Source organism: Paenibacillus sp. J22P90, from assembly GCF_059692195.1.
This window is the reverse complement of the sequence record NZ_JCAUAY010000013.1, coordinates 127274-150197: the sequence shown is the minus strand read 5'-3', so window position 1 is coordinate 150197 and position 22924 is coordinate 127274. Positions and strand designations below refer to the sequence as shown.

The 22924-nt window shown below is 42.1% G+C and carries 19 protein-coding genes; 3 read left to right on the top strand and 16 right to left on the bottom strand.

Translation table 11 applies throughout. From position 1 onward, the window contains the following. Window positions 1–20: 20 nt before the first annotated feature. From AC58UX_RS29700 to AC58UX_RS29665, 8 genes are all read right to left on the bottom strand, one after another. Window positions 21–2069 carry a response regulator transcription factor gene (locus AC58UX_RS29700; protein WP_497259541.1) on the bottom strand — a complete coding sequence of 683 codons (2049 nt, stop codon included), beginning with the start codon at window positions 2067–2069 and terminating at the stop codon, window positions 21–23. A 474-nt stretch (window positions 2070–2543) separates the two neighbouring features. Continuing rightward, on the bottom strand, window positions 2544–4745 hold the full coding sequence (locus AC58UX_RS29695) for a protein kinase domain-containing protein (RefSeq protein WP_497259539.1): 2202 nt from the start codon (window positions 4743–4745) through the stop codon (window positions 2544–2546). 14 nt (window positions 4746–4759) lie between these two features. Further along, complete coding sequence (locus AC58UX_RS29690; RefSeq protein WP_497259537.1) at window positions 4760–5521, bottom strand: hypothetical protein; 762 nt, start codon at window positions 5519–5521, stop codon at window positions 4760–4762. Between the two features lie 11 nt (window positions 5522–5532). Next, complete coding sequence (locus tag AC58UX_RS29685; protein WP_497259535.1) at window positions 5533–6363, bottom strand: vWA domain-containing protein; 831 nt, start codon at window positions 6361–6363, stop codon at window positions 5533–5535. Window positions 6364–6783: 420 nt separating this feature from the next. Beyond that, a complete protein-coding gene (locus AC58UX_RS29680) occupies window positions 6784–7680 on the bottom strand; it encodes an AraC family transcriptional regulator (protein WP_497259631.1) in 897 nt (298 codons plus the stop codon). A gap of 230 nt (window positions 7681–7910) precedes the next feature. Continuing rightward, on the bottom strand, window positions 7911–8273 hold the full coding sequence (locus AC58UX_RS29675; protein WP_497259533.1) for a hypothetical protein: 363 nt from the start codon (window positions 8271–8273) through the stop codon (window positions 7911–7913). Window positions 8274–8445: 172 nt separating this feature from the next. After that, window positions 8446–8901, bottom strand: coding sequence for an SMI1/KNR4 family protein (locus AC58UX_RS29670; protein ID WP_497259531.1), 456 nt, complete (start codon window positions 8899–8901; stop codon window positions 8446–8448). A 238-nt stretch (window positions 8902–9139) separates the two neighbouring features. Next, window positions 9140–9490 (bottom strand): winged helix-turn-helix transcriptional regulator, encoded by a 351-nt coding sequence (locus AC58UX_RS29665; RefSeq protein WP_497259529.1) that lies wholly within the window; start codon window positions 9488–9490, stop codon window positions 9140–9142. 240 nt (window positions 9491–9730) lie between these two features. Here AC58UX_RS29665 and AC58UX_RS29660 point away from each other — a divergent pair, with 240 nt between their 5' ends. Continuing rightward, entirely contained in the window at window positions 9731–10741 is a 1011-nt protein-coding gene (locus AC58UX_RS29660; RefSeq protein ID WP_497259527.1) for an LLM class flavin-dependent oxidoreductase, read from the top strand. Between the two features lie 28 nt (window positions 10742–10769). After that, window positions 10770–11690 (top strand): NmrA/HSCARG family protein, encoded by a 921-nt coding sequence (locus AC58UX_RS29655; protein WP_497259525.1) that lies wholly within the window; start codon window positions 10770–10772, stop codon window positions 11688–11690. Between the two features lie 216 nt (window positions 11691–11906). On the opposite strand, the gene AC58UX_RS29650 is transcribed toward AC58UX_RS29655, so the two are convergent. The 5 genes from AC58UX_RS29650 to AC58UX_RS29630 form a co-directional block, all read right to left on the bottom strand. Continuing rightward, a complete protein-coding gene (locus AC58UX_RS29650; protein WP_497259523.1) occupies window positions 11907–12482 on the bottom strand; it encodes a group-specific protein in 576 nt (191 codons plus the stop codon). A 265-nt stretch (window positions 12483–12747) separates the two neighbouring features. Continuing rightward, complete coding sequence (locus AC58UX_RS29645) at window positions 12748–13707, bottom strand: copper amine oxidase N-terminal domain-containing protein (protein ID WP_497259629.1); 960 nt, start codon at window positions 13705–13707, stop codon at window positions 12748–12750. Window positions 13708–13711: 4 nt separating this feature from the next. Further along, window positions 13712–14176, bottom strand: a complete 465-nt coding sequence (locus tag AC58UX_RS29640; protein WP_497259521.1) for a hypothetical protein — start codon at window positions 14174–14176, stop codon at window positions 13712–13714. Window positions 14177–14843: 667 nt separating this feature from the next. After that, window positions 14844–19823, bottom strand: coding sequence for an Ig-like domain-containing protein (locus AC58UX_RS29635; protein WP_497259519.1), 4980 nt, complete (start codon window positions 19821–19823; stop codon window positions 14844–14846). Between the two features lie 170 nt (window positions 19824–19993). Continuing rightward, window positions 19994–20119: a hypothetical protein gene (locus AC58UX_RS29630; RefSeq protein WP_497259517.1), complete on the bottom strand. Its 126-nt coding sequence runs from the start codon at window positions 20117–20119 to the stop codon at window positions 19994–19996. 135 nt (window positions 20120–20254) lie between these two features. On the opposite strand from AC58UX_RS29630, the gene AC58UX_RS29625 reads away from it, so the two are divergent. Then, complete coding sequence (locus tag AC58UX_RS29625) at window positions 20255–20548, top strand: hypothetical protein (RefSeq protein ID WP_497259515.1); 294 nt, start codon at window positions 20255–20257, stop codon at window positions 20546–20548. 548 nt (window positions 20549–21096) lie between these two features. Here AC58UX_RS29625 and AC58UX_RS29620 read toward each other — a convergent pair. From AC58UX_RS29620 to AC58UX_RS29610, 3 genes are all read right to left on the bottom strand, one after another. After that, on the bottom strand, window positions 21097–21375 hold the full coding sequence (locus tag AC58UX_RS29620; protein WP_497259513.1) for a hypothetical protein: 279 nt from the start codon (window positions 21373–21375) through the stop codon (window positions 21097–21099). Window positions 21376–21676: 301 nt separating this feature from the next. Further along, on the bottom strand, window positions 21677–21991 hold the full coding sequence (locus AC58UX_RS29615) for a hypothetical protein (protein ID WP_497259511.1): 315 nt from the start codon (window positions 21989–21991) through the stop codon (window positions 21677–21679). 226 nt (window positions 21992–22217) lie between these two features. Continuing rightward, window positions 22218–22667 (bottom strand): hypothetical protein, encoded by a 450-nt coding sequence (locus AC58UX_RS29610; protein ID WP_497259509.1) that lies wholly within the window; start codon window positions 22665–22667, stop codon window positions 22218–22220. Window positions 22668–22924: the final 257 nt, after the last annotated feature.

Sequence of the window (22924 nt, the reverse complement as noted above, 5' to 3'; positions counted from 1 at the left end):
CCATTATTGAACGACGCTCCCTATGATTTGCGCGATTCCCTGTTATAGCGGTTAATAAGCTGTACACGGTTTTTAATATCGAGCTTCTCGAAGATGTTGGAGAGGTGTTTCTTGACCGTAGCTTCGCTCATGAACAGATCTCTGGCGATCTCCTTGTTCGAACTTCCTCTCACGACCTCCTTCACGACTTCTCTCTCCCGAAGAGAAAGTTGATCGTCGATACTTTGAAGCTCACGCACTGTGGATACAGAGAGACCGAAGGAAGAAATCATTCTCTCCATATAAGGTATAATCTTCTGACCTCTTGCATCTAGGACGTAATATGGCGTTGGCGTCACGCCGTCGTAGTCGTAATGGACGATACCCTCTTTCTGCTCCATCCCCAAGCTGCATAATATGGTTTCCGAAATGGGATTTGCTGTAGGGGCGCCTACGAGATAACCCGCCGATAAAATATAGGTCATAAACGTAGATATCGCCGCGTCCATCGCGTTCGGGACGACTTCGCCGGATACAACGACCGACTTGACGAAATAACCAGCTTGGGTATCTCTTGGCACACTTAATTTTTTTCGCTCAGCCTCTGATAAGTGGTTGAAGTATGCAGCAGATACGGGCCGTGATCTCAAATAATCCATGGTATGTTCGTTGATAGGAATGCTCTCCATGAGACCGTAAACGGTACCTTGCTCATCGCGGATGAGCATGACGGAAGCAGGATCAAGGTTGAATAAATCATTCAGTCGGATCTGATTTAAATAACTGAGGCTCTCCTTAGCGGTCATTAAATAACTCGAGGGTTGGTTTGTTTTCCAATCGATGTATTCGATGGATTGGTCTTGTGAGGTAAACCGCTTATGCTCCAAATACTGTACCGCTTCCTCCCAGTTCGTGGGATGAAGGGGCTCCATACTATGCGAGATCGACTGACGATTCAGTAGATACTGAATAAAATGATTTCCGATATAAAATAAGATTTCTGAGTTCTCCCAAGAGGACATGCCGTTCTTGCTAAATCGCTTTATTTTGTCGGAATAATAGGATACAGTGCGCAACCAGATTCGATTATAGGAATCAGGACTCCTTCGGCGGAACTCCAATCCGATAGCATCGCGAAGCAAATCATGCAATAACCATCCGTGCTCTACCCTCTGGACAAAAGAATAAGAGATTAATTTGCGGAACTGCTCGGCTGAGACGCTCTTCCCCATCACTTCATTCAGCAGTTCGTGGTTGAAATGACGGATGACCGACGCCACTTCTACAATTTCTTTCATACTCGAATCTGGGACTTCTTGAAGCCAAGTCCCGGCAACGTCAGCAAACACGTCGCTCTCATATGTAGCATAGCTTTGCGAATGAGTGCCGACAAGTATCGTCGATACGAGCAGCGTCAGCGTCAGCGGATGCCCCTTAGACCTCGCCCATATGTGACGGATGCGAGTTTGTTGCGTAATTCCAGACAGTTCCAAATATGCTCGAACCGCTTCGTAATCAAGCTCTGCAAGCTGTATTCTACTTATGAGATGTCTCCATCCGGGAGAGGCCAACCACGAGCCTCGCATGGGAAATCTGCCGGAGATGACCACAAGAATATCCGGAATTAACTTGGGCAGGAGAACTTCTCTCAGCCAGCTCTCCATTTCTCCGACAGCTTCGAACGTATCCATGGCGAGCACGAATTTGTCGCCGCTGGCGTAGAAGCGAATCGCATCGACACAGATCTCCGTTAGCTGCTCGAGAGGAGCCGCGGGATCCATCCGTTCGGCAGGGTAATGAAGTTCATTCAGGAAGTGTAAGCAAGCGTCACGCGGATTTCTCGGCAGAACACGACAATCGAACAAGACGTATTTTGCACCGACTGACAGCGATTTCCTTCGGAATTCGTTCAATAGAAAGCTTTTTCCCGAACCGCCTGTTCCGTACAGATTAATTATACCTCCGGAAATCGGTTCCGAATTCAAACGGTCTTGGAAGAGGTGGATTTCCTGTTCTCTTCCGACCAGGTAGCGTTGTTCCAAACGATCGATCTCGCTGAAAATTGGAAGCGAGGAGTCGTATTCTTTCATTGCCACTCTCCTCCTATTCGTAAATAGCACGCTCAATATAACCTTTGCTCTCATTCATATAATACGGAACATATTTCGTGAAAAGTTCACCAAATTGGTCGACTTCAAGCTCTCTTCAAATCGTTCTTTCTGGAGCAATATGAATTTGTAAATCAGATTCGGCATTTTATTTTCTTACGGATAAACTTAATTCAGTTGCATTACTCCTCATAGCCAGACACCACCCTCGCCCATATTGTCAATGTTTATTCGGCAAAATGATTGAACAATCCTGCCCGTAGCTGAGCGGTTAGGATTAATCTGTTGGTAATCGGAGAATTTCTTGTGTGAACGAACATGAAAATCGAACTCCTATAAAGTAGGTGGATTTGTGTCTCATGACTACAATGTAGGCACATTTGTGTGTTGAACACACAAAAACACCAGTGCACGCAAGAAAAAATCTCCTTCGGGCACGGTGCTTCCGTGTTTTCATCAAATAAAAAGGAATACTTTCCTTAAGAATTTTAAAAAATTAATGTCCTTAAAAGAATCCATTTGCTTGCTCAAATGGTTAAGCTCCCATTTTCCCCCTAATAGGTGTTTGTTTATTTCAAAAATCTCCTTGTCGAATTGATTGAGCTCGTTATTCAGGATGATTCTGGCGGCATCTTCTTCCCTCTTTAAGAGGTCATGCTCCGGACTATATGTTTGCTTAATGGCAGATATCAGGTCCTGTGCCCTTGTTTTATAAGTTTGTTCTACGTTATTTAATCTTGATTTCCTGTCGTTAAATTTTGATTTTAAGGCAGTGATTTCACCTGGAGGCATGGATTGGGGGATATTAGGTCTATACTTGCGCTCTATCATTTTTTTCCATTCTACTAGTGATTTCGCTTGGGATGGACTCAATTCTATATGAACCGAGCCACCATTTTTTAATATCATATATACCTTTTCAATTTTTTTACGACCATAGGACTGAAATATATTAATATCCAAAAAATCAGCCGGAGTACGAATTCCATTTGATCTTAAACGCCGTTTGATTTCATCATCAATATCCGGTATTTTTTCTTTGCTAATCGTATGCTTCTTTAATTGATCTTCCAGCCAAGTTTTTCGGAATGAAGCCAATAAGCCGGCAAGTTCGGTATGTTCCTCCTGATCTATGGTTTGTCTTTCACCAGCGATTTCGCTTATCTGACTCCAGAGTTCCTTCTCTACTTCTTCGGTTTCATTCTTTACTCGTTCTGATATTTCCCTTTGCCTTTGTAATAGATCATTAATCTTGTTTTCCTCCATTTGTTGGAGCTCTTGCTTGATATAGTTAATTTTGTTCAATTCGCTTGTCAGATCGGAGGCTGCACCATGAAGTTCCTTTATTTTTTCAGACGTGGTTCTTTTTTCCTTAACAGTGGGAAGCTTCACATAACGCCAGCTCAAAAAGGTAATTTCAATAACTAAACCCAAAGCAATGCAGGATGCTAAACTTGTAATCGGAGCCTTTCCGTACATAACAGTTGTAGCCAATGCCGTGAGGGTTATGACCGAGAATGAAACGGTTCTTTCTAAAACGAGCCCATATGTGGGCAGAGGCCTGAATGGCCTTGCTTCTGCTGTAAGATAATCAAGTACCCACGATGAATCAACAGGAACCAATGTTTCCGTTTGGGATTGGGCAACGGCTAACCGCTTCTTTATAGTGAATTTATCAAAGAAGGCTGTTAGATAAGTATTTAATTTCGTTGCTAAGTCGGCAGAGACAGAAGAGACAGAAGCGGCTGGGTGATGAACAACATTAACCTGTGATTCGGGATCAGGAGGCTTTGGCACATTCGGCACCTCTAATGCCATGACATCACGAAAGCAGTTTACTAAAGAACGTAACGTTTCATCATTAACAAGCTCCAGTAATTCAAAAGCGCGTGATTCGCCAGGGGAGACAAAATCTTTTTGTCGAAAGAGGAGACTTTCTTTAGCTTCTCCCGCGCCAAGCGAATTCCATAACGAAGCATCCACACTAACGGCTAATATTGCAATCAAAATGACCCAGGCCGAAAAGTTATCGATGTATGGCCCAAAATGCTCTACGACTCTTCCTGGGTGTTGATAATTTCTGTGACCGAGCTCGTTGCTTAGCATGCCGTTTAAGCCTGGTACATACATGCCATCATAATCGATCAGAATAATTTCATCCCTGTGAATCAATATGTTGCCATGCTGCAGGTCACCATGCGCAATGTTTGCCATGTGCAGCTCATTAATAATTTTTAGCCATTGATTTGCTAGTCCTTTTAAAATTTCAACGTTATGCAAATTTCTTTGGATGTAATAAAGCAGCGATTCCCCCTCAACCCATTGCATTTTTACGATAGGGAACCAATTGCCATTTATTTTTATGCCTTCAGAGAGGTACTCAAAAGGAACCATATACGGTAGATTCACTGAGCTTAAATGCGAGCTGATGGCATCGTAACGTTCCTTCTGATCCTTCACATTATTGGTAAAACACCTGATCGCCCATTCCGAATGTCCGCACTTGATTCTGTAAACACTGGCGAAGCTGCCAGAAATGGGGCGAGGGAGTCCAAGCTTATCCAATTCAGGGAGTCCGTATTGAAGCTCCGGGTCCTGAAAACAAATGTGCGGATTTTGAATCGCTTCCCTATAATCCTGTGGAGTGGGCCAAAACATCGCCTCATCTCCCCTTACATAAGATTTACTCGAATGAAAGTAACATCATCATTCCTTAGATAAAAGCTGCCGTCGCGGCGAACTAGCTTTCTTTCTGCCTCCACCAAACGGATAAAGTCATCTTCACAGGTTAACCCGTGTATTTGCTTGATTACATTGGTGCCTTCCTCGTAGCGAGTCAAAGTCCAGCAGGCCAAGGCATCGGTCATTAACCAAAAGGAATCTCCCGCTTTAGCTGTACCGCTCCAATTTTTCACGGATGCTTGAAGATGAAGGTTATAAGCTCCGTTACTCGAAATGAGAATCGGTCTATTATGAAAATCCTCGACGGAAGCGAGTGGAAAAAAGTGTTCAATTTGTTCATCCCGAATTTGAAACATGCAGCTATCACCAATTGCAATCGCATCAAACTCTACTGACCAAGTATCCGTCAAACGAAAAGTAATTCCAGCTAACGTAGAAAATGCCCCGCTGTTCAGCTTTTCTTGAGCGTACCAGGGAAGGTCTTTGGTATTTAGCTTTCTCTTCCAAACTTTGGACAATTTGGGGATGGAGTTGTGGAGCTGATGACTATCCATTTTCCCCTTGCAATAATAGCCAGCGAGTAAACCCGCCCATATATTAGCGAATGAGGATTCACTCGCCCCATCCGCTATGGCGAATCGATGATACGCAGTATCCTTATTCACAAAAATACTGGTGTTGAAAGCATCTTCATATTCCTCTTTGCGATTTCCCGCTTTTTGCAATGAAAAACATTCACTTGCAATTTGCACCATAGCAACCCCTATCTAAGATTGGCGGGACGCGTACCGATATCAAGCGCTTGGACTACAAGGGTTAGATCTGCATTCATGACAAATCCCCTTGCTCCGTCCGAAAGATTCAATTGATGCTCCTGATTGGCCACCCACATCATAAATGGCGTTAGATTGCTGGATCCTTCGTAGAGCAGCCTAGAGAATTGGTCAGGCAGCCCATCCGCGGTTTCCGGGAAACTCACACTAACCGCATTCGGTCTACTGGAAATATGCAAGTTGAATAGAAAGACGTTCCCATCGTCCGTAGCCAGTGCTTTTATTTGTTCCATGGCAGAAGTCGGGTCTCCATCGGTGGATTCTCCATCTGTAATATGGATGACCACTGGCGGAAAACAATGAGTATACTCGCTGATCCATTGACTCAGAATGGTATAGGCGGAATTCATTGCCTGACACATGGGTGTCCCGCCGTTTGAGACTGGATCAAACCAGATTGGAAACTTTACAATTTGATCAACAATACCGCCAGCACCGTCCGGAACTTTCTTCAGACGCTTTTCCAGCCTTGACGGATTATCCGCGATTTCACTAATCGGTACCAATTCTTTTCCGGCAAGTACGTCACCGAAAGCCGGCCCAACACTGGCGCCATAGCCGATCACACCAACGTGGAAGTAATCGCGTATCCCCTCCGACTTCGCACACTTTATAATGAGATTCTGCAATAACCGATTGATGGCATCGGATACACTATCGGCTTTGGTGCTAGCTCCGAAAGGGTCGGACATGGAACCGGACTGATCAATAATAAACAGAAAGCAAGACGGATTGGAGCGGCTGATTTCTGCTGAGTACATAGTTTTCCTCCTTAATCCTGTACATAGTTAATCATATTCCGGTGGGAATGCGGATTTGTGCTTTTATAGAAAAAAATTTGGGCAGGATTGGAAAAGAGATTCATGTGGATGACAAGGAACGTGCTATTGCATGTACCATGTGTGTAGGAGACAACGACGCTATTGAAGCAAAAATTCTGAACTTGGAGGCACGGTGACATTGGGTAAAACCCGTTGATAAACCCATCATACCGAGGTGCTTCTTTTCTCTCAAAGTCCATTTCTTAGCACTAATAGGAATGTTTACTTGAATAACAAAAGAGGAACTGCTGCGAAGCAAGCCCCTCAACTATCGTATCCCTTTAGTTGAACGCCCAAGCAGACTGCGGTCGCAATCTATTTTTCGTTCGTCTTTGGCCGTCCTTATGGTTGACTCTTAAATTACACTTTTCGAACCGAGAACCAGAGCTCTATATAGTTGAGACTGTCTTTGGTGCCGTACATTTCGAATTCTCCCCCATCCACCTGCTCGTATCCAGATGTCGGGAGCCACTCGGTATAAAAGCGGCGGTAAAGTGTCTCTATTGTCTCGTCGAACTTATCCCACGAATGCGGCTCCGATGGGAAGATGGCCCAAGTGTGTGATGGAATAGTGACCACGTTATACCCTTCTATGACACTGGTTTCACTCCTGAAGGCACAAAGCATGTACGGGAACGTGTCCAGTTCAGTCTTCCTGTAGCTACATATTGCATGCACGGCATTTAGATCCCGGCCGACGAAGGGAGGTAAATCGCCAGCATTAGCTTCAAGCTTCTTCACATCCCCATTTGCAATACTTTGCTCCCATAGCTTGGCAGGCGTTTGTGGGGCTTCTCCGTTCCCGTTGGTTCGGAATACGCCTTCAATGCCGAACACTTCAAAGCTTTCTTTCGTCTCAACTCGATAATTCATTGCCTCTGCCCCTTTAATCGTGATAAGGAAGGACAGACGGGGGTAGGCTTTAAGCGCTATTCCGTCTTTACGGGCCATAGCTGGTGTGATGCCATGTAGAGCATGAAAAGCCCGCGCGAACGAGACCGGAGATTCGTAGCCAAACTTAAGTGCGACATCTATTACCTTGGCATCCTTGCTGTGCTGTAGCTCCAGCGCGGCTAACATTAATCGTCTCCGTCTGATGTACTCGGCAAGCGACACGTCGGTAATGAACGAAAACATACGCTGGAACTGGTATGACGAGCAGCAAGCCCTGCTGGCAATCTCATTCAACTCAATCTCCCCATTTATGTTTTTTTCAACATAATCTAATGCACGATTCATTCGTTCCAGCCACTCCATCGAATTCCCTCCTCTCAAAATTAAGTATAGCCGGGGCTGGAAATCGCTTCGCAACATTTTTTGCCCAAAAATGTTTGTTCTCATCAACAGAGTGCCAATTCTACTTCTCCAAAAATATAGCACCATATATTGGAGATATCCCCCCATTAGTTCAACGAAAAAGGGAGCATCTGCCGTGAGGCGATTTGCTCCCTGATTATTACGCTATAGTTCTCCGTTAGTTCAATGAGTTACCCTTCGAGCATACCAAGATACCTTATTTCCTTCCCCTCTAATTTAACAATTAGTATGGATCGTCCCCCACCATCAAAAATTTCTGCTCCAACTGGAAGTTTAGTCGCCATTTCGTTTCCAAATGCAACACCATCCGTATACTGCTTTTTTATTGTACCGACTCTCTCACCAATAGTTAGTTCTGTTTGTCGTACCCATTCAATGTTACTTGCATTAGTGTAGATTATTCCTTTGTGTTGGAAAATATCTGCATTCTGATTTTGAGCGAGAGTTTCCTTAGCTGTCGGATTATGAGTTGTTTGGATTATACAACCTGTAAGCATGAATATAGTAGCTAAGAAGGAAATGAGTATTTTCAACTCTTACACTCTCCTTTCATAATAAATCAACGATTTGATTTATTCGATTTGTTACAGCTTATGTTGAACAATCCCGCCTGTTAGATGAGCGTAAGGCTGCCGATCGTGCTGGGAGCCTCCCATTGCTGTGTATTGAACAAACGTTCGCCGTTAGCGCAATAAAATAAATCTTTTAATCTTCATATTCCCAATTACATAAACCCGTTAGAAATGAGTCGAAGTTATTAGCCAACTCAATCGTGAATCCTCCATCGCTCTCAATATATATTACTGGAGGTTCTTCGTTACAATTGCGGTAATCTAAAGCAATCCACCAGTGACCATCGCCTGATATGATGATAAGTTTCTTTGGTAGTCCCCACTCGCTGATTAAGTAAGAACTTTGTAGTAATCCCTCATTCGGAGCTATCCCATATATGTGGTCAACCTTGATATGATCATCCGCCCATTCAGTTGGAAGTGAAGTGGGATGTGCATCAAAATTAATGTATCCTCCGTTTTGCTTCTCCAGTAAGGCAATTAAGGATTTGGGTAGTTTGACCTTTAATTCTTTTTCTCCATTTGCCACCATTTCTTTTGTAAGGGGTTGTAACTTGAAGTAATCACTTTCCTGACTCCAGAATTCCAAAGTAAGAGCCCCTTTCTTTTAGCTTTACTAAAGATATTAACATTTTTCATCTGTAATTGTTCATGAAATTTACACCGATTACGTACATCACTTTGAGTTAAACTGCACGTTAGGTGAGCGAAAGGCTGCCGATCGTGCCGGCAGCCTCGCATTGCTGTGTATTGAACAAACGTTACCCGTTAAAAAATAATAAATAATAAATAACAAAATATGAGAAACGAATCCCCTAATAGTAACGCTAATTGTGTTTAGCGACTATGGTGTAATCCTTCAAATTCTCTTCCCCCCACTCATACATTGCCTGTATAATTGGAGAAAATTTTAATCCTAAATCTGTTAATGAATACTCTACTCTTGGCGGAACTACCTTGAATACTTCACGATAGATTAATTTATCCTGCTCCAGTTCCCTCAACTGTTTTGTCAACATGGCCTCAGTAATCTCCGGAAAACACCGACGGATCTCTCCAAAACGTCTAGGCTCCTCTGAAAGATACCATAGTAATAAGAGTTTCCATTTCCCTCCTAACATTTGTTGAACTTTTGTTAATCCACAGTCAGGTGTACGGTACTTCGTATTTTTAGTCACATTTCTCCTCCTAAAATAGCCAAATGAAATCTCATTACTACCAAAAAACATAGTACCTATTAAAAATAACAGTACTTGTTATTATTGCTTATAAGGAATAAGGTAATAGTACCACTTTTGCTGTGGTTTTAAAATAATTGTTTCATGAAGGATTATGAAGGAACAACTTTACGTGAGCATTTAGGAGTACCTTATCAATATGGGCGTGAGATCAATCACTAGAAAGGATGTAGGCAGAACATGGTTCAACGTTTATCTATATTGGATATGGCTCCAGTCGATCATGAAACATCAGCCAAACAAGCTTTATTTAATTCGGTTAAACTAGCGAGCAAAGGGGAAGAACTAGGTTACGAACGCTTTTGGGTCACGGAGCATCATAATCTTTCCTCCGTAGCCAGCACTTCGCCCGAACTGTTAATCGGTCAAATAGCTGCGAATACGCAGCGCATACGGGTTGGTTCTGGTGGCGTCATGCTTCCCAATCATTCTCCGTTAAAAGTAGCTGAGAACTTCAAACTACTGCAGACGTTCTACCCAGATCGCATTGACTTGGGTGTGGGCCGTGCACCTGGAACTGACAGTAAAACTGCGCTTGCCTTACGTCGCTCTATGAATTCATTAAACTCAGATGATTTACAGGGATTGCTTCGTGAATTAAGAGGATATGACCAACCTTCAGCGTCGTTGTCTGATAATTCATTTGCCCAGATCATTGCGATGCCACAAGACGCACTACTTCCGCCAATCTGGATTCTAGGGTCTAGCTCATATAGTGCCCAACTTGCTGCAATTGAAGCAGCCAACTACTCTTTTGCATATCATTTCAACCCCGCAGGGGCAAAAGAAGCCATCTCTTTGTATCGCAATCTTTATCAAGCAAATCATGGCGTGTCAGCACCAGATGTTATATTAGGCGTTTCAGTAATCGGCGGAGATACGGATAAAGAAGTAGAATATCAAACAAGAATTCTAAGTTTAAAATATTTACAAAACTTAGGGTACTTCACGGGTGTCGATCCACTGAAGGCACATGAGTTACGGTATTCTGAAGCTCATCATCAAGCTGCGCAATCGTTTTTATCTACGATTGTAATAGGTACGTGGAGCGAATTGAAGCCGAAATTGGACTTCTTGGCGGATAGCCTAGATGTCCAAGAACTTATCGTGTCAACTGCCCAAGAAGGCTTTGATACGCGATTAAAATTGTATGAGAAACTCGCTGAGTTCTATAATCTACAACCAAACTAAAAATATACCCATGAAAGGTGATATCAAAATGAATAATCAAAAATTGATTTTAGTTACGGGCGCTACTGGATTACAAGGCGGTGCTGTTGCAAATGAAGCATTAAAACAGGGATTTAAATTTCGTATTTTAGTTAGAGATATTAATTCTTCTAAAGCCCAGGCGCTTATTCAAAAAGGGGCAGAAGCTGTAGTAGGTAACTTCGATGACCCATCCTCTTTGGAGAATGCTATGAAAAATGTCGATGCTGTTTTTTCTGTACCGATTTCTGGAGTGGATACCAATGAAACGGATAGAGAGAGGAAACAGGCTTTTGCATTAATTCAAAGTGCAAAAAAAGTTGGCGTAGAACAATTTGTGCACACTTCTGTTGCAGCCACAAGCAGATGTACTGAGTTCCCTGATTGGGGAACAGGTTATTGGTTTGAGAAGTATTGGACAGATAAGTGGGATATAGAGGAGGCTGTTCGTTCAGCAGGCTTTCCTACATGGACGATCGTGAAACCAGCAGCTATTATGGAAAATTTCACTGCTGAAAAATCTGGGTTCATGTATCCTGATTTACAACAAGGGGAAATAAAAACGGTTACGTTTGCGGATACACCTATAGATCACATTGCAGTTGAAGATATTGCTTCTTTTGTTTGTGCTGCCTTTGCAAATCCTGAAAAATTCAATGGACATAATATTGAGTTAGCTGCCGAATCGCTGTCGTATAAAAAAATTGCCGAGATCATCTCGGAGGTCACAGGAAAAGAGCTTAAAATCACAACACTTAGTATTGAAGAGGCATTGGAGCAAGGAATTCATCCATTAGCTGTAAAAGGCGACCAATGGAATAACGTAGCGGGTTATAATGTAGATATTGATTTATTAAAGAATTACAATATTAAATTAACTTCGTTTAAAGAATTTGCAGAAAAATATAAAGACAAGTTTAAAATAAATTAACCGCCAGTTAGATGAAAAAAGCAGCCGCTCACAATTTGCGGCTGTTTTCATATTTGTAACGAGTTAAGGTTTTTTCTTTTTAATAAGCACTTTTTTATTATTACTTTTCAACTAAACTGCCCTTTACTTCAACGAACAACGACAGCCGATCAGTGCCGGCTGCCGTTGTGTTGGTGATTGAACTATAGTTTTCCGTTACTTCAATGTAGACCCTTTCTATATTTCTATATCAGAGTTCTCACTCCAATCAATTATCTCTACATTTTCAATATCAACTTCTCCTCTAATAAAAATATGAGGAACAAAATGATATAAACCAAATTTATTCCCTAAACTTAGTTGCTCTCTATAATAGTCAACAGTTACTTCTGGTAAGCAATCTAGTTCTCTATATCCTTGGATGTCATCTAACAACTGTATTTCGGAATTGTCGATTTCATTAAAGATTCCTTTGAATTTTTCTTTGCTATACCTATAAAGAGCGATGGTTGCCTCCTCATCAACTTTTGCAATAGGTATCTTATAAAATAAATGATTAAATGTAAATTCAGGGTTTCCACCTGACTCAACTACCCCTTTGTAAACTAAATTGGAGTGTATTGGGAGAAAATGAATTACATCATTCCATAAACAGTTCAATTTAGGAACCATTCTTTCCAAGAGGATTAGTCTGTTAGGTTTGTATTTGGTTATGTACTGTTCGTAGAGTTCTGAATTTGTTTCTTTTAACACATTCAAAGACTTTAACTTTGTACCAATCATATTTTTTGGGACTGCATGATATATGTTCATATTCACTTCATCTCCATTTCACTTCATTTGATTAGCTCAGACTTTAAGGGATTTTGCCAGAAGAATATTATATTCTTCATCAAAAATACCTTCCCCTTTATTTGGAATATAAAGACTTATTTTCTATAGCCCATTCTTACTTAAGAGATTGAAACTAACCTGCCCGTTAGCTCAATAAAAACAAGGAGCAGATCTGCCGCAGCTGCTGCTCCTTGTTTTGTTTAACTATTTGCTCTCCTTAAGCATAAAGACACAACGAAAACGGTTATTTATTCTCTGGAGGACTTGCAATTTGTAGCAATCGAAAATTGGGTCCACCTGATATTTCGAAGCTTATATTACCTATCATGGTATCACGGATTTCGCCTTTGTTAAGTGTGTTATTTACGACCCACTTTTTAGCTGCCTGTATATTTGAACCATCGTATGGAGTGGTTGCAACCGAGGCAAAGTATTCTAGGGCTATTTTATTTACTTCTTCTTTACTATCTCCCGTCACTGATAGAGCAATAAGACGCACATTTTCAGGCAAATTTCCATAAAGATCACATTTCAATGTGATACCTGTCTCAGTAGCAGAAGACGAGCCACTAATTAAAAACTCCGCTGGATATCTCTCTCCCCCATTCAAAAAATTGGCCTGTCTGAAATTAAGGCTGAAAGTCTTTTCTAAGTTCTGCTTAATGTCTAAAGGAACCATGCCTGGTATAGACTTTTGTGTCATTTTAGTAGATTTTGATTGATTCCCCTCTTTGGTCTCGTGGGATTCGAGTGCTTTCCATATTTTTGAAAAGTCATTTGTATTTACATTGACAATCACTTTTCGTTCATCTTCGTTCCATTGAATATCTCCTGCAAAAATTTCACAAAAAGACCTTAGTGGGATATAAACATCATCGTTTATCAAAATCGGAGTATCATCTAGTATCGCTATAGAAATAAATGGGTCAGCATTTTTTTGTGGCATGTAAAAGAGTGGGATCTGATTTGTATCAACTAAAAAAGATAAACCAAAGGTACCAGTATTTCGATCAATAATTCTCGCAGTCTGGTCCTTAGGATTCCAATCGACTTCAAATCCTAATGTTTTGAAAAAAGTATACATTGGTACGTATGTTTTACTTTCAATTAAAAGCGGTTTAGGTTCATTTAATTGTTCCTTGTTAACGTTTACACTAACTTTCTCTGATTGATATGTCTCAGTATCGACGAGGAAACCCTCCAGTTTCTTAACCCTTTAATTCTTTCAATTTATCATAAATTTCATTTGTACTTTGAATGATTCCATTCATTGAAGGGCCACTTCCACCTTGAGAAAGCAGGATATCCTCTGTGAATACTTTTTTTGAAGTCTTAATCCTAATCCAATTCGTTCTATAGTAATTATTGATATGTTCTGGATGCACATACCTATCAATTTCAAGTATTTCATCAAGTAATAAGGAGAACTGTAGTTTTGTATCTAAGTTATAATACTTCTTTATCCAACCTTCCTTTGAAAGCTCAGCAATATAAGAAACCATCCCATTAGAAATACTTAAATTTCCTTTTGAAAAATAAATAATGGGTACGTAATTGGTGAGTAAGCGTACATGAGGAAATGCTGCATTTTTCACTTGTAGTTTGTTCTTTACATGTAACGTAAATTGTTCAAGATGACTGATAGAACTGATCCAAATAATCCTGTTGTTCATCATTGCAGTCTCCTCAATAGTATAATGAAACACGGCTAATATACCTTGTCTCGAATAGGGACATTTTACCATGCATTCATATGAACGAAATATAATACAAGTGTTTTATTACTCTACTGCCCGTTACTTCAATAGACAACGGCAGCCGATCGGGGGACCAGCTGCCGCTATATGAGTATAAAACAAACGTTATTCGTTAGCGTAATGAACTTTCTATCGAGGTACTGGCTTTTACGTAAATAAAATCATCAGATTTGAGTAATAACATAAACCTTACTCTCTGAATTTGAGTTTACTCCAAAGAAGTACAAGTAGTTGGCCAAAAATAATCTATAAAATAATTTGTTTGAGGGCTTAATTTGCTTGCCGAAGCCTAACTTCATCTGACCAGGTGATCCAGGGAGTATTTCGAACTCATGATATTCAGGAAGTTGCATAAGAAAAAAGAACTGTTAAAGGCCAAATGACCTTTATTGAGCGTTCGTTCTCTGCTAGTCCAATTTAAAAAACAACCTCTCTTTATATATAAGAGAGGTATTTATCAATTATGGGCCTTACCCCATTTGCAAAACAGAGAAGAACTTATATCCCTAACTTTCTCCAACCATTTCCGTATCGAATTGCATTTTCTAATACCTATGCCTCTACCTCAACATAGTGCAAACACTTACTTGGTTACATTGACAATCATCGTATCACTAGACGTGGCACCCGCATAGTTGACAAGCTCAGCACGATACGCATAGGTGCCCTTTGCCTTATTGGCTGTAACATTCAAAGCAGATTGGGCAGTCGGGCTGTTATTTGTCAATGCTTGTGTATAGATGAGAGTCCCATTCTCATATAAATTATATGTTGTCCCATTGACTCCCCACCACATGTTCATGTTGATGTTGAAGTTTCCGTCACCATCCCAGTTATCGTTGGATAAAACCGGTTTGGCTGGCGCTGCTTGCGTTACGTTTACAGTGTACACACTACTCTTCGTTGTACCATACGCATTGGTAAGTTCAGCGTAGTAACGATACATGCCATTTGGCTTATAAGTAATTGAAGTAACGGTTGATTGGGCATTCGGCGTGTTATCTGCAAGAATCTTGGTATCGATTAACACATCATTTTCATAAAGCTTATAAATCTTGCCGTTTTCTCCGTACCACATATTCATCAGAATATTAAAATTACCATCCTTAAGGCCAGTATCAACCCCATTGTCATCGGAAAGGACAGCTGTGCCCGGCTTAGCTTTACTTTTGGATACAATATTGTTCACAGTCGCCGTTGCTGTACCCTTTGTCCCGTAAATATCAACAAAATCGAAAGTAAAGCACCCATTGAAGTAGAAGGAATAGCTGTTTGAGCCACCGTTATTTGTGATGGTTACTGGCCTATTCGGTGTAATGATTGCAACCACTTTGTCTGATGTAGAAGTAATTTGGCTGTATGTTACGATTGCAGTCAGAGCAGATTTATCAATATTGCTTACGAGATAATTGGTAACATTCGATACATTACCGACTGCATCCGTTCCTCTTGCATACACAGTGTTGTTCTCGGAGATTGCCACTGGAGCGTCGTATGCCATCCATGCGCCGTTTTCGCCTACCTTGTACTCTTTCACCGTCGCATCGTCCGGATAGCTGATCGTTACGTTCACGTCCATATTGGTTGGTGCTGTAACGTCAGCTGATAACACAGCATCGACCGGTGCAATGGAATCGACAAACAGCATGATGGAGGCCGGCTCCGCTGAAATTCCTGCCGAATCGATCGATTCAACGGTGATCTTATTATTGCCTTGCCCAAGCTGCAGGGTGGCGGTAAATCTCAAATCTGAACCAACTGAAACTGAAGTCCCGTTTACTTTTACCGTCGCCGCCCTATTCACGGTGCCCGTAATCGAATAAGTCGCTAGAGTTATGGAGCTGCTTTGTTGATCTAATGTAAGGACAAGCGGACCTACCCATTGTTCATTGGAGAGCACAGAACTTATATAAGAATTTCCTTCCTTCTTCACAGTGAGTGTAGCGGTATAGGTTTCAAACGTGCTGCCGTATTGCGCTGTGATTACAACTGTATATACCCCTGCGTTTATTTTGCCCTTCGATTGCCAGCGGTAGAAGCCCCTTGGGTTGTTGGCATCCGGAGCCCTGAAATCTTCTAGAGTGGGCACAACCAGATTGCCATTGGAATCATAGACTTTACCGGAAGAGGGAGTAGCGTGATCCCCAAGAACAAACCAAGATATCCAAACGGCACTGGCCGCGCCTGTTCCCGGTATCGGGTCCGCCTGGCGGATTTCAATCAATTCGCCCTCTTTAGCTTTTACAGTAACCTCACAACTGGCGCTAATGTTGCCAATCGTGGCTGTAATGGTCGCCTTCCCCTCTGAATATGCGGTTACAAGCCCGTTTTGGTCTACTGAAGCTATATCCGAGTCGCTCGATGTCCAAACAACGTTCTTATCAGTGGCATTGCCGGGTAATACATCCGCGATAAGCTGCTTGGTGTCTCCAGCGAAAATTGTAGTAGTGTCAACACTCAACACGATTTGCTGTACGGCCACTTCCGTGGTGTTTTTCACATAAACCGAGACCGGGACAGAGTTGCCATCGTCAAGCTTAATGATGAAGGCGCCTTTACCAACGGGATATTGCCAGCCCCTAAAATCTTCTTTGATCTTGGTCATGTCGCTGGTTATTGTAAGGGTCAGCACGCCTGCCGTTAAAGTGCCGGATGTATGGCCCGACGCGTTTTTAACGGTGAAGAACTCAGTTTCATTGTTCTTGAGCAGGGTATAACCCATACCACTGGGCACTGAGTCGCCTACGAAAATCTCAATGGTTTTCGTCTGGTTCCCATCAAGCTTAAGCTCATAACCATCTGCGTTCAAGTAATCGATGGGCCTGTATGGCATCAGATCCATATGGCCGTTTACGTCATACTCTAAAGCGCCTATGTCTGGCGCCTCGCCCTTATAGCCTTTGTTGAAGTTGGGAATCACCCAGCCGTCGTCTACACCAATGCTATCGGCCATAAGGCGGTAGTCGCCCCTCTCGGGGTTTACAAACGCTGCCTTGGCCGTTTCGCCGTCATAACCAGTAAGCGCTGTAAAGCCGTGTTCTTCTCTAGGCTCGCCGACAAATGTGTTAAGCTGTATCGCTCCGTTAGAAATATCATAGTCGAAGCTGGAGCCAGGTACAGCGTACACATGGGCCATGCCCACCAGTTGAGGGCTGGCTTGTTCAATTATGTTATTTCTGTAAAATGACCTGTTGAATATCCCGCTAGTATTCGCTATGCCACCGCGCGCGCCAACAGCGCCTTCGGGGAGTATGATTGTATTGTTGAATACATGATCCAGGCCGCGGTAGTGATACCAGTGCGCGGGTTTCGAGGGGCTTGCATCGGCTGTTCCATGCTTTAAGCCGCCAACGGTATATTCAAGCTGATCCCCCTGATTGGTAATAAGATTCCTGAACACGTATATAGGTCCTAGCGCACTGCTGTCAAGGCTTATCGGCTGGCTTGCGGCTTCTATCTTATTGCCGTAAACCCTAACGTTCATGGAGCCGCCGTCAACCTCAAGCCCATCGGCGTTCGCGCCTAAAACATAGTTCCCGTAAAGGTCGGAGTCCCAGCCCATCCCTCCGTCATAAGAGGAGTTGTTATAGGTTGAAAGGCCATAGCTCCAGTATTTGTCGTTGCCCGCTACAATGTCATTATAGCGAATAACAACGCCTTCGCCGCCCCTCAAATAGAAACCGTCCACGCCAAGCGGATGTCTCTCGCTCCATCCATTAACGCCGGAGTTGCTGCCCCAGCCTGTGGCTGAGCCTTTCGGGTCATGAATATAGTTTTTCTCAACAAGGATATAATCTACATCGCTGATGCGGATACCGGCATCGGTGTTGATAGGCCGCACGTTAGCATCATAGAACCAGCCCGTGCGCCTGTCCACTATAGTCCTTCCGCCGGCGTCCGCCCCAGGAAGATTATTGCCCAGATAATGCGCGCCGTACCTGCCGAAGCCTGAGACATCGCAATTCACAATGCGAATGTGTTTGGCCGAGCTGTGAACGGTTATACCGTTGCGCAAGCCGCCCCTTACAATCAGTCCGTTAAGCTCAACATACTCAGAGTTGCCCAGGACGACCGCATCCCAGAACTCGTCGGTGGCGTTAATCACGATTCCGTATTTGTTAGTTATTCTAATCCATGCGTCGGCGGTACCTTTCAAGCCCTGAAGCGATAATGGTTTGCCTGCCTTCGCCATCTCGGGAGTGTAGAAGTCGCTTACGTCATATTCAGTAGAAGAGTAAGTGATTTTCTCACTCAATGTTATGATTGAAGCTTCTTTTACAATGCTTTTACTTTCAATCGTTAGCCTTACTTCATATGTGGTGCCCGGTTCAAGCCCCACGATAGAACCCCTGAAGTTATTGTAACGGTCGTCATACATCATGTTCATAGCTTTTTCCCAATTGCTTTCGCCCTGTTTTCTGTACTCCAGGGTATGATCTGTGTTAAAGGGGATAGAAGCCGTTACCGATGGTACCCAACTTGCGGTGGGTTTCCAAGCAAACCGTTCGTTGTCCGGATAATCATAGTCAAAGTACACGCTTATATTTTCAAATGTGGCTCTCAACATCAGTTCATTATTGGTATAAGGAACGAATTTTCTAAAGAATTGTTCGTTATATACGTCTGAGCCGAATCCAAACCGCCCCGCCTTAGTTTTAACAGTAGTTTGGAATTCGTACGGGGCGCTGCCATCCGTAGGCTCAATCCGTACCCTAAGCAGTTGAGTCTCATTCTCGTTAAGATTCCCCACGCTTCCTACAAAACCCGCCTGTCCGGGAAAGAATATAGACAACTTATTAACAAATTGCGGTTCGGGCGCGAGTACCCATGCAAACCCTGTGTTTACAGTATCCATCTGCGGGCTGAATAACTGCTCAGCATTTTGTGACCTGCGCCAAACCGTTACTTTAGCGTCCGGGTCGTCAAGCGGGATTTCATACCACCCGTCTCTGGATAAGCCGTCGGTTTTTATTTGATCTGTTGTGGCTTGCGGGATATTGACTATATCGTACAGAGTAGCGTCAAGCGTAACAAAAGCTCTTACCGCCGAGGATGTCGCTTCTATATTCAGGCTAATAGCGTCCTCGCCAAATACCTCTTTGTAAGCCTTTACAAGGGTTTCAAGTGGTAAATAGTTTAAATCGCCTTCCCTGTAAACCTGCGTGCCTGTTGGAAGATTAATTTTAGCCCCTATGCTTCCGCCACCACCGTTCGCAACGTTATTAACGGTAACAAAGCTGTCGCCATGCTTGGCTATCATTTCATAGTAGTTATTTTTCATAGCAAAGCCGCTGCCGTCAAGCAAATTGTAGGATACTGCGCGAAAGTCGTTTGCCATTGCCTCCGACGCTACCCAAAGGATTCCATTTTCATCGTACTTATTACTGTCAAGTACGCGCACGAACAGGCCGTTAACATACACCTCAACCTTTTCGTTGCTAATGGTACTCGCGAACGCTGTAGGCGCCATAGGGCTGCCAACTGGTGATATGAACGAGGCCAGCAGCGACACCATAAGCGCCACCACCAAGAACCTCACTTTTGGAAGTAATCTCTTTGTCATTCCTAATCCCTCTTTTTCTTAATTTTTTGATATTCCCTTGACGCATTCAAACTCGATGCATCAAAACATTCAAAACATAACTTAACGAGGCCATCAATAAACAACTGCTTGAAATCTCATAACGAGGATTAGGCACATGATCCATGATATAACGAATAGCCGACAGATCATCACACAAGCGCTTTGGCAGACAACGGATCCCGATTGCCTGTCGATTTGCCGTTTTCGAAATACCCGGGCAAGCTTGAACCGATCGGCGGCGTTATATCCAATTCGCACATTCCGCAATTAATCATTCAGTTACCTCCCATTCGGCTCTTGTCTCCTGTTGATGCTTTTCCGAACACTTCGGATAAAGCCAGTAGGAAGAATGACGCACTATTCTTTCTTTCAGGCGCAGCCTCACACTGATATAATGTGATGGATACCAAGTGTCCGTCACAATTGTGGAACCCCGTCATGGCGAAGGGATTGCTCACCCACGCACCTTCACGTATGAAACTGACAAGTCGGTCGACGATGCGGAATCCTCCATTACAATAGGCCGCAATCGCATGCTTGTTCTTCGTTATGACCTCCAGCAGAGCAAGGTCTACATTCTGCTCGATAAGATCCGTTCCGCTTCCATCATCGTTGCTTTGGCGATACCGATTCCCCTAAATTCGGGGAATACGCCGGTTTCGCCGTTCCATGCCAAGTTGTGGTTTCCAACCTGCTTTAATTAAACTTATTAAAGAATCCACCTTTATTTATGCAATATTTTTTTCATCCCCCCGTTACATAGGAGCACTATTTACCACCTCCAATGCACTTGAATACGGAACTAGAAATGGAAACGCTTACAATTCACTTTGATTATATTACCGTGTTGTCATCATTTGAGTCTGTTCATTGATGAAATCGTTATTATGATTCCATTGTAGCCTCATACTTTCGTATTGTCTTTGCCCTGCATTGTGTTAAAATGTTGTTGTATTGCGATGCGTTAAAAAGGAGGTCGTCCTACTGACTCTCATTAAGGATTTTCAACTTAATACTGTACCGGTCCAAATGACATTTCATCGTCAAACGACTGCCTTTTGGAACGTTTATCATGCTCACCAAGGCATGGAATTCATCATTGATCCTTATATGTACTATAGACAACATGCTGAGCACATTGCCCAAATTGCAGAGCTTTTTCCGATCCTTGTGGAAAGATACCTAACCAAAAGCCGTCGCACAATGTTGTGACGGCTTTTGTGATAAGTGTATTATGTTCATCCAACTTACATTATTGAACTTGAAGTTCCCAACTTGTTCCGTTAAATGTAGTCAAATACTGCATTGTTACATCATCTTGATCTTTAACTTCGAAACTCACCACGGTGCATTTACGAGAAGTAACGGTTACCTTACCATCCTGGAAATTCAAAATATGCTTATTATAGTTCACTTCAACTATTTCCCGTTTCACAAAAGCTTGTTCATTAATAAAAGTCGTGGATATTACGATGTAAGCAGCTAGTATAAATATTGAAATTGATGCAACCCAAAGAGATTTATTCCTCATAATTCCTAAATTAGATAACTCCGCCCATTATAAGTTAGATATACAAAAGTGTGATTTAGAGCAAAGTTGCATTATTCTGCGCTTTAGGTGAGCGAAAGGCTGCCGATCGTTCCGGCAGCCTCCATTACTGCATTGAACAAACGTTATCCGTTAGCTTAATGATATTTCTTACCGAAAAGCCTGCCTAGAATTGTCTTCCAAACTGTTCCTTAAATAAGGCTCTGATTGGTTCTACGAAATCTTTATTGGTCTTGTAATATACATTGTTTACATTCCCTGATTGAAACCCAAATTTTTTAACTTAGCCTTCATATAAAGCAATTCCAAATACGTCCCCAGCCCTTACACCTTGATCCTTTTCAGGTATTAATTTAATATCTTTAATTCGGTTAAGCCATTTTTGAATTATTGTCAGATCTGCTACTATTTTTCTTTCCCCTGAAGAACCATCAAACAATTCGACTCTATTTACATTTGTTAAATTCCCAGGATAAGTTTCTGTTAATGTAATTGATATTAATTGAGTAGGTTTAGTTTGTTCAGAATATTTTTGTTGAGATGAACATGCACTCAGCAAAAACAAGCTTAAAATCGCAACGATTACAAATTTTCTCATGAAATCCCCTTTTCCTTAATAACTAATAAACATTTAGACGTTCAGCATCCATGAAAGTTCCATCATTTTACAGTATTTCTATCTTGGTTATTCCACTCTACTGCCCGATAGCTTAATGAAGCTGCCAATCGTTTTCGCGGTTGCAGCCTAATTTTGTAGTCTATTCAAGTAACGTTTCTCGTTAGTTGAATCCCCCATCACAAACGAGTTGTCTTCACGAACCCAGCTATTCATTGAATAGAATTACTTCGTTCCCATCTTTATTCATATGAAACCCGTCAATCACAGGAAGTTGAAATCTTTCTTTAGTTGTTGAGTTAAATTGTAATACACATATCGCTTTATGCCCTTTTCCAATCTTATCCATGGGTAAATATATAAGAGGGTTAATAATTGTACAAATTCTGCATTCAATATTTTTAATTGCTTTGGGATCATTTCTATAACAATAATGGTTAAATTCTTGGCCAATATCAATATCTTGTTCCACAAATGAGACAAAAGCATAAATTAAGTTTTCAGCTTCATAATCCAATTTTAAAAAATCATGGATAACCTCATCCCATTCTTGATTTATTTTATCCTTATATCTTTTAATTTGTTTGAAAACTAAATCTGATTTATAGGTACTTATAAACTCTGAAGGGAGCATACCCTGAACTGTAATAGTACTCATTTTGACTCCTTTCTATTTATGAATTCTGCTCGTTACTTAAATGAAAAAGGGTGCAGTTGCGACGCATTCTGCTCCCTGTCGGATCTTGATCCGATAACTAAAAAAGCCCGCGTTTTTAGTGGATTTCATTCGGACAATGTTCTTGACAACCGACAGCAAGAACATTGTCTGATTAGCGGCGTCGTTGTTCTGAGTGCCTTCCTCTTTAAATCAAAATAAGCCACGTCGATTGTGCAGCTCATCCTAATCTGTGGACT

What these genes read in the sequence shown, in the direction of transcription:
- AC58UX_RS29700 (WP_497259541.1), bottom strand. Translation starts at nt 2,069, where the DNA reads ATGAAAGAATACGACTCCTCGCTTCCAATTTTCAGCGAGATCGATCGT.
- AC58UX_RS29695 (WP_497259539.1), bottom strand. Translation starts at nt 4,745, where the DNA reads ATGTTTTGGCCCACTCCACAGGATTATAGGGAAGCGATTCAAAATCCG.
- AC58UX_RS29685 (WP_497259535.1), bottom strand. Translation starts at nt 6,363, where the DNA reads ATGTACTCAGCAGAAATCAGCCGCTCCAATCCGTCTTGCTTTCTGTTT.
- AC58UX_RS29680 (WP_497259631.1), bottom strand. Translation starts at nt 7,680, where the DNA reads ATGGAGTGGCTGGAACGAATGAATCGTGCATTAGATTATGTTGAAAAA.
- AC58UX_RS29660 (WP_497259527.1), top strand. Translation starts at nt 9,731, where the DNA reads ATGGTTCAACGTTTATCTATATTGGATATGGCTCCAGTCGATCATGAA.
- AC58UX_RS29655 (WP_497259525.1), top strand. Translation starts at nt 10,770, where the DNA reads ATGAATAATCAAAAATTGATTTTAGTTACGGGCGCTACTGGATTACAA.
- AC58UX_RS29650 (WP_497259523.1), bottom strand. Translation starts at nt 12,482, where the DNA reads ATGAACATATATCATGCAGTCCCAAAAAATATGATTGGTACAAAGTTA.
- AC58UX_RS29640 (WP_497259521.1), bottom strand. Translation starts at nt 14,176, where the DNA reads ATGAACAACAGGATTATTTGGATCAGTTCTATCAGTCATCTTGAACAA.
- AC58UX_RS29635 (WP_497259519.1), bottom strand. Translation starts at nt 19,823, where the DNA reads ATGACAAAGAGATTACTTCCAAAAGTGAGGTTCTTGGTGGTGGCGCTT.
- AC58UX_RS29630 (WP_497259517.1), bottom strand. Translation starts at nt 20,119, where the DNA reads ATGATTAATTGCGGAATGTGCGAATTGGATATAACGCCGCCGATCGGT.
- AC58UX_RS29620 (WP_497259513.1), bottom strand. Translation starts at nt 21,375, where the DNA reads ATGAGGAATAAATCTCTTTGGGTTGCATCAATTTCAATATTTATACTA.
- AC58UX_RS29615 (WP_497259511.1), bottom strand. Translation starts at nt 21,991, where the DNA reads ATGAGAAAATTTGTAATCGTTGCGATTTTAAGCTTGTTTTTGCTGAGT.
- AC58UX_RS29610 (WP_497259509.1), bottom strand. Translation starts at nt 22,667, where the DNA reads ATGAGTACTATTACAGTTCAGGGTATGCTCCCTTCAGAGTTTATAAGT.